The organism is Candidatus Methylacidithermus pantelleriae, from assembly GCF_905250085.1.
GTDB lineage: Bacteria > Verrucomicrobiota > Verrucomicrobiia > Methylacidiphilales > Methylacidiphilaceae > Methylacidithermus > Methylacidithermus pantelleriae.
In genome coordinates this window covers 371,936-389,071 of sequence record NZ_CAJNOB010000001.1, presented here as the reverse complement: position 1 = coordinate 389,071, position 17,136 = coordinate 371,936, and the positions used below count along the sequence as shown (strand labels likewise).

12 protein-coding genes and 1 pseudogene are annotated in these 17,136 nt (G+C 55.0%); 5 read left to right on the top strand and 8 right to left on the bottom strand.

Annotation, left to right across the window (positions count from 1 at the left end; translation table 11 throughout):
- Positions 1-822 carry a PP2C family protein-serine/threonine phosphatase gene (locus KK925_RS01655; protein WP_174581848.1) on the top strand — a complete coding sequence of 274 codons (822 nt, stop codon included), beginning with the start codon at positions 1-3 and terminating at the stop codon, positions 820-822.
- 95 nt (positions 823-917) lie between these two features.
- Complete coding sequence (gene moeA, locus KK925_RS01650) at positions 918-2,150, top strand: molybdopterin molybdotransferase MoeA (protein WP_174581847.1); 1,233 nt, start codon at positions 918-920, stop codon at positions 2,148-2,150.
- Between the two features lie 133 nt (positions 2,151-2,283).
- Here moeA and purL read toward each other — a convergent pair whose 3' ends face one another.
- Both purL and KK925_RS01640 read right to left on the bottom strand, forming a co-directional pair.
- Entirely contained in the window at positions 2,284-4,590 is a 2,307-nt protein-coding gene (gene purL / locus KK925_RS01645; RefSeq protein WP_174581846.1) for a phosphoribosylformylglycinamidine synthase subunit PurL, read from the bottom strand.
- 36 nt (positions 4,591-4,626) lie between these two features.
- Positions 4,627-5,751 carry an N-acetylglucosamine-6-phosphate deacetylase gene (locus KK925_RS01640; protein WP_174581845.1) on the bottom strand — a complete coding sequence of 375 codons (1,125 nt, stop codon included), beginning with the start codon at positions 5,749-5,751 and terminating at the stop codon, positions 4,627-4,629.
- A gap of 286 nt (positions 5,752-6,037) precedes the next feature.
- Here KK925_RS01640 and miaB point away from each other — a divergent pair, with 286 nt between their 5' ends.
- On the top strand, positions 6,038-7,432 hold the full coding sequence (gene miaB, locus KK925_RS01635; protein WP_174581844.1) for a tRNA (N6-isopentenyl adenosine(37)-C2)-methylthiotransferase MiaB: 1,395 nt from the start codon (positions 6,038-6,040) through the stop codon (positions 7,430-7,432).
- A gap of 576 nt (positions 7,433-8,008) precedes the next feature.
- Here the strand turns inward: miaB and KK925_RS01630 are convergent.
- Both KK925_RS01630 and KK925_RS01625 read right to left on the bottom strand, forming a co-directional pair.
- Complete coding sequence (locus tag KK925_RS01630) at positions 8,009-8,587, bottom strand: 5-formyltetrahydrofolate cyclo-ligase (RefSeq protein WP_174581843.1); 579 nt, start codon at positions 8,585-8,587, stop codon at positions 8,009-8,011.
- A 410-nt stretch (positions 8,588-8,997) separates the two neighbouring features.
- Positions 8,998-9,831, bottom strand: coding sequence for a class I SAM-dependent methyltransferase (locus KK925_RS01625; protein WP_174581841.1), 834 nt, complete (start codon positions 9,829-9,831; stop codon positions 8,998-9,000).
- A gap of 283 nt (positions 9,832-10,114) precedes the next feature.
- Here KK925_RS01625 and KK925_RS01620 point away from each other — a divergent pair, with 283 nt between their 5' ends.
- Both KK925_RS01620 and KK925_RS01615 read left to right on the top strand, forming a co-directional pair.
- Positions 10,115-10,624 carry a hypothetical protein gene (locus KK925_RS01620; protein ID WP_174581840.1) on the top strand — a complete coding sequence of 170 codons (510 nt, stop codon included), beginning with the start codon at positions 10,115-10,117 and terminating at the stop codon, positions 10,622-10,624.
- Positions 10,625-10,649: 25 nt separating this feature from the next.
- On the top strand, positions 10,650-10,796 hold the full coding sequence (locus KK925_RS01615) for a hypothetical protein (RefSeq protein ID WP_174581839.1): 147 nt from the start codon (positions 10,650-10,652) through the stop codon (positions 10,794-10,796).
- A gap of 1,177 nt (positions 10,797-11,973) precedes the next feature.
- Here KK925_RS01615 and KK925_RS01610 read toward each other — a convergent pair.
- From KK925_RS01610 to KK925_RS01595, 4 genes and pseudogenes are all read right to left on the bottom strand, one after another.
- Positions 11,974-12,921, bottom strand: coding sequence for an MBL fold metallo-hydrolase (locus tag KK925_RS01610; RefSeq protein ID WP_236027802.1), 948 nt, complete (start codon positions 12,919-12,921; stop codon positions 11,974-11,976).
- A gap of 132 nt (positions 12,922-13,053) precedes the next feature.
- A pseudogene (infA, locus tag KK925_RS01605) lies at positions 13,054-13,260 on the bottom strand (translation initiation factor IF-1); the annotation flags it as partial.
- Positions 13,261-13,286: 26 nt separating this feature from the next.
- Positions 13,287-15,476: a carboxy terminal-processing peptidase gene (locus KK925_RS01600; RefSeq protein ID WP_174581836.1), complete on the bottom strand. Its 2,190-nt coding sequence runs from the start codon at positions 15,474-15,476 to the stop codon at positions 13,287-13,289.
- Between the two features lie 29 nt (positions 15,477-15,505).
- A complete protein-coding gene (locus KK925_RS01595) occupies positions 15,506-17,086 on the bottom strand; it encodes an Rne/Rng family ribonuclease (protein ID WP_174581835.1) in 1,581 nt (526 codons plus the stop codon).
- Positions 17,087-17,136 lie beyond the last annotated feature (50 nt).

Here is a 17,136-nt window from a genome sequence, read left to right as displayed (position 1 = left end):
ATGAAGGAGGATTCTCTCCCTCGCCGCCCCGTGCCGGTTCTCGTCCGAGACGCTGCTGAGGAGCAAAGGGGATCGTTTTTTCATCTGGGCATCGTCAGCGAGAAGGGAAATCGTCCAGCCCCCAACCAAGATGTTTCGGGCTGGGTTTGGGCTGGGGAACTTTCGATCGGCGTGGGGATTGCCGATGGGATGGGAGGGCATAAAGCAGGAGAGAGGGCCAGCTGGCTTGCGTTAGGGGCCGCGCTTCAAACGCTGGCGGGGCAAAGCGAGACGGTTTCTCCCAGGGAGCGGTTGGCCCAAGCTTTTCTTGGAGCTTGGCGGGCTCTGAACGAGGAAGCGAAACACGATCCTGCCGTGCGGGGGATGGGCACCACACTAACGCTGGTGTGGCTAGAAAACCGGCAGGCCTACTTTGGACACGTGGGGGATTGCCGGCTGTATGTGGTGAAGGGGAAAGAGTGTAAGCTTTTGACCGAGGATCACACACTGGCGTCGGAGCTAGAAAAGACCGGTACGCCGCTCTTTTCTCGAGAGGAGCTCTCGGGGTGCCGGCACGTGCTCACTCGCTGTTTGAGCCCCATGCATGAGGCAGCTCCGGATATTGACTCTCTTTCCATTGAGCCCCCCTTTCGCCTGATTCTGGTAACTGATGGCATCTACCCTTGGCTTGCTGTGAAAGAAGCGACGTTTCTTTTGACGGACGATTCACCTCTTGCCGCCGCCGAGAAACTCGTTCGGATCGCACGGGAGCGGGGAGGGACCGACGACCGGACGGCATGTGTTATGGATGTGTTTGAGCCAACCGATGAAAAACTTTCCTAGGCAAAGAGCCAAAAGCGCTTACCGCCCTGGTCGGGTATTGCCTCCTGGGTTGACTGAAAGCCCACCTGGGCGAATCCAAGGGAACGACAAAGGCCATGGCTAGCACGCTTCTTACCGTCCAAGAAGCGGTTTCTCGGATTCTTGCCAGCGTGCCTCGCCCCAAGGAAACGGAACGGGTCTGCCTGGAAAACGCTCTTGGCCGGGTCCTTGCCCAAAGTATTTTTGCCCCCAGAGATGTCCCCGGGTTCTGGAGCGCTGCCATGGACGGATATGCGCTGGCAGGCGAGGACCTTCCCCAGGACGAACCAAAAAGGTTTCGCGTGGCGGGATCTTCCTTTGCAGGAGCACCCTTTCGAGGTTCTCCCAGCCGGGGAGAGTGCGTGCGGATCATGACAGGCGCCCTTCTCCCCAAAGGAACCGACACGGTGATCATGCAGGAAGTGGTGACCGTAGAACCGGAAGGGAGTGTTTGGATCCCCCCCGGACTCCGTCGAGGACAAAACGTCCGTCCTCCCAATGAGGATATCACCCAAGGCGCTCTTGTCTTGGAAGCAGGGACGGAACTGGGTCCTCCCCAGCTCGGAGTACTGGCCTCTCTGGGTATCCAGGAAGTGCAGGTCTTTCGGAACGTCCGTGTGTGTCTCTATTCAACTGGGGACGAGCTCAAGGAGCCGGGCGAGCCTTTGGAACCGGGAGAACTCTACGACAGTAACCGCCCGCTCCTTGTGGCCCTCCTTCAGACCTTGGGTGTTCAACCTCTGGAAGTAGGCCGGCTCCCGGATCACCCCGACGAGCTTCTCCAGAAACTCCGAACTGCTTCTTCCCAGGCTGATCTCATTCTCACCACGGGGGGCGTTTCCGTAGGCGAAAAGGATTGGGTTCGGACTATCCTTACCACGCTGGGAAGGCTTGAGTTCGCTCAGATCGCCATCAAACCTGGCCGACCATTGGCTTTTGGTTGGATCGGGGAGAGTGTCTTCTTTGGGTTACCGGGAAATCCTGTTTCTAGTTTTGTTAGCTTCTGCGTCTTTGTTCGCCCGGCTCTTGAGCAAATGCGGGGACGCCGTCAAGTCGGGCTCTGCCCGTTATGGGCACGAATCGCCAACGCTTTTTCTCGCCGTCCTGGAAGAACCGAATATCTGCGAGGACGACTCTTTGTGGATCCTCTGGGACAACCGACGGTGAGTCTCGTCGGACCCCTTAGTTCCTTTGCCCTTAGCTCGGTCGCTAGCGCAGACTGCCTGGTCGTAATCCCCGAGGAGAAAACTCACCTACCCGAAGGTGAGCTTGTTCAGGTGCTCCCTTTTAACGGCTTGTTTTCCCCATAAAATCCCATCAAAAGGGAATATTCCTTCTTACTTCCCATCTCCAGTAAGCCTGCCCGAACAGTAGTTTTTTACTCCACCGTCGTTTTTGTCTCGTCGGGAGCTTTCCTTTCGAGGGAGCGCCGAGTGCACACTTCTAAGCTTGGTCACCTCCCTCTCTTTTCTCTCCTTCCTCTGCTTTCTTTTCCATGCACAAGGGAAGCCCCCCTTCCCAGGCCTCTTCCAGCTCTTCCAACGTCCAAGTGACAGAGTTTCCGTCCTCCCTGGTGACAACGATTTGCTCTTCCCCCGCAAGCTCTCCCAGGATCCAGAAACTTACCCCTGCCCGTGAAGCCTCCTCTTCCACCCTCGGAAGATCCTTTCGGCCGACCCCGGCCAAAGCCCTTGCCCCCGCTTCATTAAAAAGTACCTGATGCAGAGGGCCCGCCGACAACGGGATCCTGATCCGGGCTCCCACCCTTGGGGAAGCCCGCAAACAACCTTCCACCAAGCTCACCCACAAACCCCCATCCGAAAGATCATGCACTCCTTGGAGAAGTCCCTTCCAGAGGAGATCCCGGACAAGCTCATGCAATTTCTTTTCCTTTTCTAGGTCCACGGGGGGCAAAGCCCCTCCTAGATCCCCGTGGAACTCCTGCGCGAATAAAGATCCACCCAGCCCCTCGCCCCATCCTCCCAAAAGGACAACGTAATCCCCTGGCCTTCCCAATCCAGCTTTCGGGATTCTCTGGGGAAAGGGAATTTCCCCCACGGCTCCAATCACCGGGGTCGGCACAATAGGGCCGGCTTCTGTTTCGTTATAGAGACTTACATTACCGCCGGTGACCGGCACGCGAAAGAATCGACAAGCCTCTCCCATTCCCTCAATGACTTGGACAAGCTCCCAGTACGAAGCACCACGGTCAGGATCTCCCAAATTCAGGTTGTCGGTAATCCCCAGCGGGACAGCCCCAACCATAGCGAGATTTCGCAGCGCTTCCGCCACGGTGGCCTTGGCCCCTTCGCGAGGGTCGACCTTGCAGTATCGACCATTCCCATCGCACGTTACGGCAACCCATCTCCATCGTCCTTGCCCTACAGGAATCCGCAAAATGGCTGCATCGGCTCCCGGTTGACCCGCGAGGGCAAGCCCGACCATCCAATCATACTGCTCAAAAATCCACCTCTTGGCACTGGCTTCCGGATGGGAGAGGAGGCGCAAGCAGGCAGAATGATAATCCGAGGGTTCCGGGAAGATCTCGGAAGACGCTAGGGAAAGGGTACGCTTGTTACGTGTCCACTGATATTCCATCGAGGCTGGATCCCGCAGGGGCACCCCATCCGTAAGGGCTCTTGGGGGTACCGAGACACAAATCGTTCCCTTATACCAAACACGAAGAACAGGATCCGGCACTACCCTCCCCACGCAAACCGCCCGAAGTCCCCATCGCGAAAACACGCGCTCCACTTCTTCCTCACGTCCTTGGCGAACCACCAAAAGCATTCTTTCTTGAGACTCCGACAGAAGAATTTCCCACGGTTCTAGGCCGGGCTGGCGAAGCGGGACTCGATCAAGAAAAAGTTCCACCCCAACCCCGCCCCGTGCCGCCATCTCCGCCGCAGCACACGCTAAACCCGCGGCGCCCATGTCCTGCATTGCGACTACGCTCTCTGTGTTCCAGACCAACTCGAGGCAAGCCTCTACCAAAAGCTTGCCCACAAACGGGTCCCCCACCTGAACACTGGGAAGATCCGCTGCCCGTCCCCCGGAGAGCTGACGGGACGCAAAAGCAGCGCCACCCAGCCCGTCACGGCCCGTCGGTGCCCCAGCGTAGTACACGGGGTTACCCAAACCGGAAGCACGGCTACGAACCAGGCGGTCCGTGGGTACCACGCCGACACAGAGCACGTTGACCAGGGGATTCCTGCCGTAGGAAGGATGACAGGCTAACTCTCCACCCACGGTAGGAATCCCCACAAGATTTCCGTAGTGGGCAATACCCGCGACAATTCCCTCGAGCAAACGGCGATTTCTTTGCGCCTCCTTTGAGTCGCCTCGAAGCTCACCCACCCGCAGGGAATCCATTAAAGCAATCGGCCGAGCTCCCATCGCCAGAATATCCCGGATAATCCCACCCACACCCGTAGCAGCTCCTTGAAAGGGTTCCACGGCACTGGGATGGTTGTGGGATTCGATCTTAAAGACCACAGCCCAGCCGTCCCCTAGCTCCAAGACGCCCGCATTTTCTTCTCCCGCCCCTGCAAGAACCCCCTTCCCTTGACGTGGTAGCCCGCGAAGCAGAGGTTTAGAGGTTTTGTAGGAGCAATGCTCGCTCCATAACACCGAGAAAAGCGCCCATTCCACCTCGTTGGGCTCTCTTCCCAATTGCCTTCGTACCTCCTCTTGCTCCTCTGGCGTGAGCCCCCCGGCCGCCTGCCTCTCCTTGTCTCTCAGCTCGTCCATCGACTTGAACCCCCCTCGAAAGAATAGGACACGGAGCTAGCCTACTTTTCTCTCCCCATTAACAAAAACAGCCGCCAAGCGCGGAACCGGCTCCACCTCAAACACGCAAAAGCTTGCCCGACATCCCACTCGCAAATCATGAATCATGCCCAGAAGACTCGCCGGCCGAATCGAATAGGCGTCCCACAACCAGGGCCACGGTAACCCAGAAAGGTCTGCAGCCCGAAAAACGGCGAAAAAAGGACACAGGCTCGAGCCAGCTAGCTTTCCATCAGGAGAACGTGCGATCCCATCAGCGCCACGTTCGATCTTCAACTCTCCTAGCCGGTAGGTACCAGGCTTGGCCTCGGCAGCCGCCGTCGCATCCGTAGTAAGAATCAAGCGCACACCCAACAAACGCACCAAAACTTTAAAAGCTTCCGGAGGGATGTGGAAACCATCCGGGATCAGGCTGACAAAGGGAGGACCGCAGGCTAAGACGCCCCAAAAAGTAGGATCCCACTTGGGAAGGAGATGGGGCAAGCCATTTCCGAAATGAGTCCAAAGGAGAGCCCCTGCCTGCACCGCTGCCATAAGGACCTTGGAATCGGATGCAGAATGACCGAGGGCCACTCGCACACCGAGTCTTCGTGCCCGGACGATAAAAGAAACCCCGTTGCCACACTCCGGAGCCACCGTGATCAGGCGCACGGCTCCGGAGCTTGCCCGCGTCACATCTTCCAGCCAATGTTCGTCGAGCAAGCTCATATAGGCGGGGTTATGAACCCCGCGATATCCTCCCCCGGGATTAAGAAAAGGCCCTTCCAAATGGAAGCCGATGCACCCGTCCAGGCCCTTTTGCCGAAAGCTCTCCAGCAACCGCAACCGCCTGGCATAGGTTTCCTTGGGAGCCGTGACAACAGTTGCAAGAAAGTACACGCAGCCTGTTTCCTGGATCCTTTGTTGCGCGTAATCCCATGCTTCCTGCGTAAGGTCCTCTGAATTAAAGTCGATTCCTGCAAACCCATTGAGCTGGACGTCCACCAAACCTGGGGCTACCCAGGGCAGAGAAGAAGGGGTCTCCCTAAGCTCTTCCAGGGAGTCCAATACGCCCTTTTCCCACGTCAGCCGGACCGGTTTCCCCGTCCGATAATGGCGAGCGATAAGAAATCCTTTTTCCATGAGCCAACCCGTTGGACAGCCTATCCCGCTTTCTTCGAACTGGGCAGGAATAGCTTTTCTTGTAGCAAAAACCTACACCAGATAAGAAACTTTTTTCGATCCTAGGCCAAGGAAGAGCCGACCGAACAAAACCTAACATCTCCGGTTTCCAAAAGCGCTGTCGATTTTGGTTAAAGGCAACCACGGAAAAGCTCTCCACAAGGGGGACGCTTTTGCTCAAGCAAAACTCCCCCTTTACGCGGGGTTTCCTTGGCATTAGTTGTGGAATAGGCAACGATTCCACTCCATGCCCTCAGTTTATCTTAAGACATACGGCTGCCAGATGAACGAACGAGACTCGGAGCAGGTGCTCCGGGATTTTCTCCGCAAGGGGTACACCCTGGCTTCTTCTGAGAAGGAAGCTGACGTGGTTTTGATTAACACGTGCAGCGTCCGCGATCTTGCCGACCAAAAGGCCTTGGGAAAGATGGGCGCCCTTGCAAAAGAAAAGCGCTCCAAGCCGGACCTTATCCTGGGCTTTTTGGGATGTATGGCCCAAGCACGGGGCGAGGAGCTTCTCAAACTTTTGCCCTCCGTGGACCTGGTAGTAGGGACGCAGAAATTCCATCGGGTGGCGGATTACGTGGAAACCCTCCGGAAAGAGGGAGGAAAAGTAGTAGACGTTTCCCCAGAAAAAGGATCCCAAAACGCCATCCGAGACCACCTTTGGCTCAAGAACAAGGTCACGGCTTTCGTTTCCATCATGCAGGGATGCAACATGCGTTGCACGTTCTGTATCGTCCCGCAAACCCGGGGGAGCGAACGGAGCCGTCCCATGGAAGAAATTCTTGCAGAGGTCCGGGAATTAGCGGAGCGAGGGGTGCGGGAAGTAACCCTTTTGGGACAGATCGTGAACCTTTACGGCCGCCATGAGTTCCCTAAAAGGAATGGGCAGACCCCATTTGTCCAACTTCTCTATGCGATCTCCGAAGTTCCTGGTATACTACGCATTCGTTTCACTTCTCCGCACCCTAAAGGGTTTCAAGACGATCTTATTGAAGCTCTTGCCTCCCTCCCCAAACTCGCCAAGCACGTTCACCTCCCAGTTCAATCGGGAAGCAACCGGATTCTCAAAGCAATGAAACGTGTTTATACCGTAGAGGAATACCTAAGACTCGTAGAACGATTGAAAGAGAAAATCCCTGACATTACTCTTGGGACTGACATTATCGTGGGGTTTCCCGGGGAAACCGACGAAGATTTTCTTCAGACAAAAGAACTTGTACGGAGGGTTGGCTTCGACCAAGCCTTTATTTTCCGCTACTCTCCCCGACGGGGAACCCCAGCGGCTGAGTTCCCCAACCAGGTTCCAGAGGAAGTGAAGTACCAGCGAAACTACGAGCTTTTAGCCCTTCACGAGACGTTGGTTCGAGAGAAAGCAAAGAACTGGATTGGAAAGGTCATGGAGGTTCTCATTGAAGGACCTACCAAGAAGGATCCTTCCCGGTACGAAGGCAGAAGTCAATGGAATCATCTTGTTATCGTTCCTGGAGATCCTCGGCTCCTGGGAAGGCTTGTCCAGGTCCAGATCACGGAAACGACCGGGCACACCTACTACGGCCATGTGATCGCTCGTGAAGGAAGCTCAGGAGACTGGGAGCCCTGGGAAGCTACTCCCCCCAAACCGGTGAGATCCCCGTAAGCACCTCGAAAGCAAGTTAAGGTAAAAGGATAGATTACCTGCTGTAGGGAAGCCCGAAGGAATGGGGAATCACGGACGTCCGAGCCAAGCCAAGGCATTCGCTCAGGCCAAAAGGGATATCCTATCTTCCCGTAGGCTCAACAACCAGTGTTTTGAGCCGACTGTTCAACTGCCTCGTAAAAGCATAGAAACAATCTCCCTGGGAGACGAAGGCTCCCTTGGGCGCGAAAGCTTTTCAGAGAGAAGGTAGTCCAAGAAAAGACAGGATCTGGTCCATACCACCCTTCTAGCCCTTCTGGGAAGTCTTGAGCGGGCCTAAGAGCAAAAGCCAGGAGCGACCCAGAAAGCTGCGGGCCTAGATACTTTGCCCAAACGTGGTGAACACAAGTCAACCAACGCAGCTAAGCAAATGCTCGGCTGTAGAAACGAATCGCAAACGAGCGATCCCGAGCATAAAGGAAGCGTACGGTCCTCTCGTCTCAGAACGCCGCCACTGGTCACCATCGACCGAAAGACCCCGTGATTGAACCGTACATGGGTACACCACACGTAATGCGGAAGGTTTCGTAGCAAAGATCAGCTCTGGGAAACCACAATGGTCTCCTTTTCCGTGACAATCCATCCCAAAGGCTCATCCCAGGCCTCCTTCGGAAGCGCTGGCCATTCCTGAACGGAAAAAAAGATCCCGACTCGCACCGTTCGCGGAGGTAAAAAAGAAAGAAGCCGATCATACCATCCCATTCCCCTCCCCACCCGCATGCCACTCCGGTCAAAGGCTAACCCCGGCACAAGAACCGCATCAATCGATTCCGGATCCACAGAAGGAGCCAGAGGTGTCGGCTCCGGAATTTTCCACCGGCCGACCTCTAACCTTTCAAGACCTCGTACCGCCGCTAGGGAAAACTGCGAGGAAGCGCCAGGGGAACTTCTGGGTAAAACTGCTGTTCGTCCGGGAAGACTTGCCCACCAGACAAGCAAGGGTCGAACATCAGGCTCACGACGAAGAGGGTAGTAAAAGAGGACAGTCAAAGAGTTCTGCCAGAAGCCCAAAGAGCGGACACGCTCCACGATGGCTTGACTTTGTGCTTCTCGCAATGAAGGGGCTAGCGCGTCTAGTCTTTGTTTGGAGAGCAAGCGAATCGACTTTTTATCCATGAAAAGATGCCTCTAACATTGCCATTTCCTCGTCAAAAACACCAGACCCTTTGCGCTGTAAGACAATGCGGATCCCTCCGCGTACATCGCGGCTGGCCCAATGGAAGGGAACCGGTCCACGGAAGTGTCATTTCCCTATTTCGGCGTTCCCGCATCAATCAGTTGCGACTAAAGTCAGCCACCGTGAGGCGGGGCAGTACCATGCCCTCCGTACACCCATGTGTCTGGCTCCCCAGAGCTCGGTCATTAGGAAGTTTCCACCCGCACAACCCCTAGTCCCTCCGATGCTTTCTCCTTGAGAAACGCCGGACCCAATCCACCCGATGGCCCTCCCACCGAAAGATGCAACCCATTGTAAAGAACTTGCTTCCTTCCGTTGCCAGAAGCCGCCCTATGAGTCACCTTTCACCTTAATACACTCTCTGAGCTCGCATCCATCCTTTCTCTTCCGCAACGCTTAGCTCCCGTTTTTTCACCTCCGGCTCCATCGCTTTTCTAACAACGACAAAATTCGGCTGAAACATAACCATCAAAAGTCGGTCCTTATACTGGTTAAGGAACTGCTGGATTGCCGCAATGGGACCACCGTCTCCAGGTTTAGCATCCAGGACGCGAGCCAAATGATGGGTCATTCGATACCGATTGCAGATGATAAGACCTCCCTGCCTTACGCGATCCCATGCATTGACGAGATCCTCAAACATAACGTCGCTTCGGCCCGAGCCATCAATATAGGCGATGTCGACAGAATCAACAGGAACCTCATGGATTTCGTCGGTAGATAGCCCGCGAAGTATCCGAACGCGATCTCCGGCACCAGAAATTGCAAGATTGTAGAGAAATCTTCGGTAGTAAGGACCGTCAAAGGTGTCGATGACAGTAGCCTGAGACGTAGGATCCGTAAGAATATTATCAAGCATCCAAAAGAGCGAACGTCCCTCATAAACTCCAATTTCAAGGTAGTGAATACCAGGCTTTCCTTTGTATTCCGAAAGAAAACTTTCCCAGTAACAAATTCGATCGGTAAAGGTGTCAACCGTAAATTTATACGACCGTTGATAGTAAATGAACGAGTGCACACTTCCCTTAGCAAAGACGGTTATTTGGGGGAGGGTAAGACTCACAAAGGCAAAAAGAAAGATTGGCCACCCGCGGAACAAGGTGAACAATCGGTGCGTGATTGCCGGTGCTTTCCGGTTGAGAATCGTTGGGTTTGGGTCTTGAAAGATGGACAATACAGGCATCTCAAGGAAGAAAAGAAAAGCCTTTTTCAGAAGGGACGGACGCCAAAGAAGCGTAGCGACGAATGCACGAAGAGTACGATCCACAGCGTTCGCGGGAAAAGGGAAGCTTAAGAGCCAAATGGAACAAAGAACCGAATAGGGCTTCAACAGTGGATCGAAAGCTCCCCAAGGATATGGATCTATCCCAATGCACATCTTGTTCTTATCCCCAAGTACAGTCTACGCCCGTTGACGAGCTAAGTCAAAAACGACCTGGAGGAAGAGGAGCTATACCAAAAGAAGCATGAGTGAAACGGGGGTCGGAGCTGGCGAGAAAAAAACTCTATTCGGGGGTCCCCTGCAGGGAACGACTTTTGTGTTTTATCATCTTGGCCGTGTGTACTTTAAGGGGAAGGAGCCGGAGGGACTGGCCCGTTATGGACAGAGCCGGGATCACCGAGGGGATCGGCGGCTAGTTTTTCTTCTCGATTGCGACGCATGCTCCGAGGAATTCCGACTCCTTGTCAAACTTTTCCGGGGAAACCGGTCGGATTCGAAGAGTCTTCTGGGGTTGCTTGTGACACTCCAAGGTTGGTTGGGGATCGAAGAAAGAACTTTTGCTTTTGATGGAGGATGGAAAAAGCCCTGGGAACTTGGAAGCGCTGAAAGTGGTGAGGGCTTGCGTATCTCACTTGAGCTTCGAGAGGCCAAGCTCCAAGAGCCATTGTCGAAATCTTCCCAAAAGATTGGGAGCTTCGGTTTGCCGACCGGAGTTACGTTAAGGAGGCGGAAAGGAATGGGGCTCGATCGGTGATTGCCGGGGAAAAATGGCCTAGGCCTTGAGCGATCCGACCCGACTGGGAAGCCAGGTGGCTCGTGCGAAGGAACTGTTGGCCGAAATTCCCAAAACCGTCGCGCAAAAGACCGATCCAGTCAAACTGGGAAGCCCGGTCGGCTGGGTCGCTCTCTTGCCTCCAAGCCCATAGATACTTTGAACGGGGCGACCCTCGCAGCCGCTTCTGGTGGACACGTAAAGAGACGGGCGGATCCCAGAAGAGGAAGGAATCGATGGATGGTGTCTCGTGCAGCCCCGTCTCTCCCCCTGCCGGAAGCGTTGCCCGGGGAGGCCCTCAGTCATTATGAGCGGCTCGCCAAGATTGAAATGGGGCCTTTTCCCGAGCCCAAAAGCTCCCTGGAAGTCTTTTCCGTTTATCCTTGGTGGGGCCGGAGGGGCCCGACTCCTCAATCCCGTCCGGATCTTTTTCGTGGCCTAAGGGCTCACACCGCCCGCCTCCCAAGCCCAATGGATCTCGAAAGGCTTCCACAAACAGATCCCCTAAGCCCTTCGCCGGCTTCAAGCCATCCGTGAAGCGCGGCTTTTGTCCCAAGGCAAATGTTAGAGCGCCGCATGCTTTGCGAGATACCCAGAGAAGAAAACTGAGCTACTCCAAAAAAGTGAGTCTTTCTGCCTCGTTTTTCTCACAGGCCCAGGTGGATTCGGTAGGCAGGACGAAACCAGTAACTCTTGCGGCTCGAATCGGTTACCTCCGAACCGTGTCGAAAGTTGTGTCAAGGCGGCTTCGTCTCGCGCCAGAGTTCCTGTGATCGAAGTCGACCCGGCCTACCCGTCTGTGATCCGTGCGGTGAACCACGCGCGCCGTCACCGCATCGGTTCTCGCCAGGGCGTGGCTTATGCGGTCGCCCGAAAAGCATGGGGCTCTCCGCACGCCCATGCGTGCGAGAAGCAGTTTTCCCTAGTTTGCAAAGGCGGTCATCTCGCCTTCGCCCGATCCGCAAGCAATCGGATGACGCATGTATGGTCGTTCTGGCCTGGGGTTCGGGGCTGACTCAAAGCGGGCGCAAGCAGCTAATGCCCGGTCCAGAGAAATCGACTGCCTCTCGTGCTTCTGTCTCCGTAAACGCGGGACTAGGGGCTACCTGCGCTTTACCGGTGAAACTCCGGCACGCGAATCGTCGGCAGCACTGTTCCGGCCTCGGCCGGCGTGTCCTGGAGGACGCTTCCCTGATAGGGAAATGGTTGTCTATGCTTTAGGAACGGCTTGTGGAATCTGGCTCTGCCACTCCAAACACAATCCAAGCAGTGCCACAACCGGGACGGCAGGCCTGTATCCACAACTCGCAGAGCGATGCGCGACTCCCTGCTTAAAAAAGAGAGGGGACTCCCTCGTGAAGAAAGCGAATCCTCGAAAGCACACCGCTACGGGCGGCGGCCACCAAAAGGCGCTGTGCAGGCTCGTACAAGGGTTCATAGCTCATACGATAGGTACCAAAGTGCATGGGAATCATTACCTCGGCGCCCAGTTCAAGAAAAGCTTGAACGGCTTTCTCTGGATCAATGTGGACATCACGCCCGGAGGGAGGTTCGTAGGCGCCAATGGGCATCAGCACAATCTGGGGTTGTAACCTCCGACCGATTTCCCGGAAACCGGCAAAGTAGGCGGTGTCTCCGCAGTGATATATCCTCCGGTCTTCAAACGCCAGGCAGAAGCCCCCATAGCCACGATGTCGATCCGCTACAAAGCGTGCTCCCCAATGCCGCGCCGGAGTAAAAGTAATCGAAAGACCCCGGAACTCCCACTGGTCCCACCAGCGCATCTCGTGAATTTGTGTAAACCCCAGACCTGAGACGAGCCCTCCTACCCCGTACGGCACCACGATGGGCTGGGAAGCCGCGATGGCCCGCAGTGATTTACGGTTTAAGTGGTCAAAGTGGGCATGGGTCACCAGCACAAGGTCCACGTTGGGCAAATCCTCAATCGCAAGCCCCGCATGTCGCAAACGCCGGATGACCATAATCCAGTTCGCCCAGTTAGGATCAATCAGAATGTTATGCTTCGACGTCTGAATGAGAAAGGATGCATGACCGATCCAGGTAAGACAGACTTTTCCCTCTGGGATCTCCGGAAAAATCGGTTTACAGGGTGTCCCTTCCCGTCGGATGAAAAGGGAGGGTAAGAGAATGTCGAGCACGAAATTTTTTCGCCGGCGACGGCTCACAGGGCAAATAGCATTCGTTGGGTTGGCAAGCCTAGGACCCACACCGGCTTCCCCACCGATCCTAGGGAAACCAACCTCGACCTTTGGTTCCACCCAGGACCGACGTAGGTTTTCCTTCTCCTTACGACAGGAACCATAACCCCTGGGATAGGCTTACGAGCGGCGAGACCCTACTCGGGGCCGGTGAGCTTGGCCATGCGTTGCCGAAGCCGGAACGCGATCGATTCGATAGAGAATTCTCCCTTTGGTAAGATCATGCGGAGACATTTCCAAGCGCACTCGATCTCCAAAGGTCAGCCGAACAAAATTCTTACGCATCCGGCCGGAAATATGAGCAAGCACCCGGTGTTTATTGTCTAGCTCCACCCGGAACATTGTCCCCGGAAGGACCTCCACCACCGTGCCTTCCACTTCAATCGTGTTGCCTGCCATATGCGCTTTTTCTTTCTACTACACAATTAATTGTGCTCCGCCCGCAACACAAGTTCCCCCGTTTTGGATTCGGTCATCGCGACAAGATCCGAAAGCACGTTCAAACTTTCCTCCAGATGAACATCTCGCCTCGATGCCCCCTCCGTTTCCCGACCTTCACGCCGAACCTCTACCGATTCCGCCAACGGATCGGGCACCTCCTCCACTCCATTTGCCATCCAAACTTTGGCCGGATGTTTTCCAGCCGCCGCGTCTGCATCCCATTCGACCACCCGAACTTTCGGGGCCGGATGCTCCCGGCGTTCCTGGTCGCGAGCCTTCTTCCTCTCCTCTTCTTCTTTCCGCTCCGCCAAACGCTTCGCTTCGTTCAGCGAAATTTCCTTATGGGCCATTCTTTCCTTAAGCAACCGGATATCTTCTTCGATGAACGCAAACTCGGGATTGGCGGCCACCCGCTGGCTTGAACGCTTGCGAAGGATCGAAATGACTGGTGCTAGGTCATGGAGCTTTGGATAGGATAGCGGCTGGATCTGGTCTCCGGGAAGGCAGTGAGGGAGGTAAGACTCCCCGATTTCCAAATAGTCATCGAGCGAGGGCAAAACGACATCTGAGCTTACCCCATGCTGCTGGGTGGAAAGACCCGTAACCCGGTAAAACTTTTGTACGGTGATCTTAAGCTTTCCTGGATCGGCACCAAAATCCCAAGGGAGAAACTCGGTCAGGTTAACCAGGCTCTGAACCGTCCCTTTGCCATGAGTCTGACTATCCCCAACAATCACGGCCCGGCCGTAATCCTGGAGAGCCGCCGCCACGATTTCGGAAGCCGACGCACTCAGACGGCTCACCAAAACCGTAAGAGGACCCCAATAACGGGCAGCCCCCCCAAAGCTTCGGATGGGCTGGACCCGTCCGAGATAGTCTCGCACCTGGACCACCGGTCCATCCCGCATGAAAAGCCCCGTGAGACTGACCGCCTCCTCAAGCATCCCCCCACCGTTATGCCGCAGATCCAGAGCAACCCCTTCCACCGACGACTCTTCGAGCCGCCGGAGGAGCTGGGCCACGTCTCGAGTAGACCGCTCGTAGAAACCGGGCAGAATGACAATCCCCAATTTCCGGGTCCGACCATCGGGCCCCGGCCACTCATACATTCGTGCCTTCGCCCGCTGTTCCGTTAATTTGACTTCATCCCTCACGAGTGTAACCACCTTCCGAACAGAGCTATCCGTCGCCTCGGCCGGGATTACCGTAAGAGTCACCTTCGTTCCCCTCTCCCCACGGATAAGTTCGACTACTTTGGAAAGTTTCATGTCGACCACGTCGACCGGCTCTCCTTTCTCTTGCTGAACCGCCACAATGCGATCGTTGGGTTTGAGCCGCTTATCCAAATCGGCTGGCCCTCCGGCGACCAAACTGACAATTTTGGGATATCCGTCCTCACTTTTAAGAACGGCCCCAATCCCGCTCAACGAAAGTTTAATGCTTCCAATTTCAAAGTTTCTTGCCTCGGCCGGAGTCTGATAATCGGAATGAGGATCATACGCATGGGTCAGAGCATTGAGATAGTAGTCCAAAATTTCCTCCACATCCGCTTCCCGCATCTCTTTGAGAAGCCTCATGTAACGCCGCGAGATCATCCCACGGGTCGTTTCAGGTTTTTCTTTCGCTAAGCGCCCTTGGAGAAGTTCGTATTTGATTCGCTTGCGCCACAATTCCCGCGCTTCCGCTGTGTCCTTGGGCCAGGGAAGCTTGCCACGTTCCGGAACATACGTTTCATCGACCGTAAAATCAGGCTCCGTCGACAAAAATTCCTGAACCCAAGCCTGCTTTTCCGCCAGCCGGCTTAAGAAACGGGAATAAATCGCAAAGGCAGGCTCGATATTTTCTTGCCGCGTCCACTGATCCAGCACCGACCCATACGTCGAGGTGAGCTCATCGACATCGGACTGCTCAAAAACCATGTGGTTAAAATCCAACGCATCCAGATAGTTGCGAAGAAAAACCTGCGAAAGCTTACTATCAAAAGGCTTGCGGGAATAGTGGCCCTGCTGCAAAAGATAGGCGACGACCTTGGCCACTTTCCCCGCCTGCGCCCGGCTCATCGTTGCACCGGCTTGTTGAGGCCATAAGAACACCCACCCAATCAGGCAAGCGACAAGCCCGCCAGCCCATCGCGACCGATTGCTACAAGCTTCTCTCCTCTTACCCTCTTTCATATCGGTTCTTTGCCACGATAAACCCCGGCTCAGGGCCGGTGATACAACTCCTGATTCGTAACTGCGTTATAAATGTGAAACTCTTCCACATGCACCTTCGGATCCGCACGGAACAAGAGCTTCCCCTGAAGCTTTCGCTCAAGGTCAACCAAAATATCTTCATCCTCCGTTTTCAAACGCTCAAGCACAAGATGATTGACCACAATGCGCAGTTCCCGAACTTCGGGATGACTCCGCATCACCGTGGTGATGGCTCTCTGGATTTCGACGCTCATCGTCTCCGGAGATTTAATCACCCCACGACCCTCACAATAAGGACATTGCACGTACTGGGACTGCCAAATACTCTCCTGCACCCGCTGCCGCGTCATCTCGACTAAACCCAACGGGCTAATCGGTAGGACATGGGTCCGCGCCTTGTCGCGCCGCAAGCACTCTTTGAGACGATGAACCACAAGATTTTGGTCCCTTTTGGACCGCATATCGATAAAGTCAATGATGACAAGCCCCCCGATATTCCGCAGCCGCAGCTGGCGGGCAACCTCCTCAGCTGCCTCTAGATTCGTCTGAAGAATCGTATTTTCTTCCCGGCCGCTAGCCTTCGCGCGCCCCGTGTTTACATCAATCGCCACCAAAGCCTCCGTTTCATCAATGACGATATAGCCCCCACTCGGGAGCCATACTTGTCTCCGAAAAGCCGTATCAATTTGCTTTTCCACGTTAAAGCGTTCAAAAATGGGGACCGATTCCTTATACAGGCGAATCTTTCGTTGCGACCTTTTGGAAATTTTCCCTACCAATTCTCGGATCCGTCCGTAGGCTTGCTCATCATCGACGACAATCTGGTCAACATCCTCGGTCAAAAAGTCCCGCACCGTCCGTTCAATTAAGTCCGGCTCGGCATAAAGGAGAGCCGGTGCCTTCTCCGTTCGGATTCTTTCCTCAATCGCTCTCCACTGCTCGAGCAACATGGCGAGATCCCGGACAAAATACCGCGCCTTTTTCCCTTCTCCCACAGTTCGGATAATCAACCCCATCCCCTCCGGAACATCGAGTTCCTGAAGAATTTTCCGAAGCCGCATCCGCTCTTTGGGATCCTCAATTTTCCGGGAAATGCCAAATTGCTCTGAATAGGGAAGAAGGACCAGATAACGGCCCGCCAAGGTGATGTTGGTGGTAACACGCGCCCCCTTATTCCCAATCGGTCCTTTGCTGACCTGGACGACCACCTCAGATCCCGGAGGGTAAAGTTGAGGGATATCATCGGCGCTAATCGATCGTGTTTTCCTTTTCCTCCCCTTCCGTTCGACCGCTTCCACGCCCGCATCCAGAGCGGCCGGGACCGCATCCCAGTAGTGCAAAAACGCATTCTTTTCCACCCCAATGTCGACGAATAGCGCTTTAAGACCGGGCTCGACATTGTGCACCCTTCCCTTATAGATATTCCCAGCGATCTCCTTCGCTCCCCCCCGTTCGACGGCGAACTCCTCCAGTATCCCCCCTTCCAGAAGAGCTACCCGGGTCTCTAGAGGTTCACAACTGACGAGAATCTCTTTAGTTTCGCCCTTTTTTTTAAGACCGATAAAACGCCGTAACTTGTCGAAAAACATGGCAAACCTCGCATGGGTTCCCCAGAAGCCTCCTGGAGAACCCGGTCCGA

Coding starts and splice junctions, on each gene's coding strand:
- KK925_RS01655 (WP_174581848.1), top strand. CDS start 1: ATGAAGGAGGATTCTCTCCCTCGCCGCCCCGTGCCGGTTCTCGTCCGA.
- moeA (WP_174581847.1), top strand. CDS start 918: ATGGCTAGCACGCTTCTTACCGTCCAAGAAGCGGTTTCTCGGATTCTT.
- purL (WP_174581846.1), bottom strand. CDS start 4,590: ATGGACGAGCTGAGAGACAAGGAGAGGCAGGCGGCCGGGGGGCTCACG.
- KK925_RS01640 (WP_174581845.1), bottom strand. CDS start 5,751: ATGGAAAAAGGATTTCTTATCGCTCGCCATTATCGGACGGGGAAACCG.
- miaB (WP_174581844.1), top strand. CDS start 6,038: ATGCCCTCAGTTTATCTTAAGACATACGGCTGCCAGATGAACGAACGA.
- KK925_RS01630 (WP_174581843.1), bottom strand. CDS start 8,587: ATGGATAAAAAGTCGATTCGCTTGCTCTCCAAACAAAGACTAGACGCG.
- KK925_RS01625 (WP_174581841.1), bottom strand. CDS start 9,831: ATGCCTGTATTGTCCATCTTTCAAGACCCAAACCCAACGATTCTCAAC.
- KK925_RS01620 (WP_174581840.1), top strand. CDS start 10,115: ATGAGTGAAACGGGGGTCGGAGCTGGCGAGAAAAAAACTCTATTCGGG.
- KK925_RS01600 (WP_174581836.1), bottom strand. CDS start 15,476: ATGAAAGAGGGTAAGAGGAGAGAAGCTTGTAGCAATCGGTCGCGATGG.
- KK925_RS01595 (WP_174581835.1), bottom strand. CDS start 17,086: ATGTTTTTCGACAAGTTACGGCGTTTTATCGGTCTTAAAAAAAAGGGC.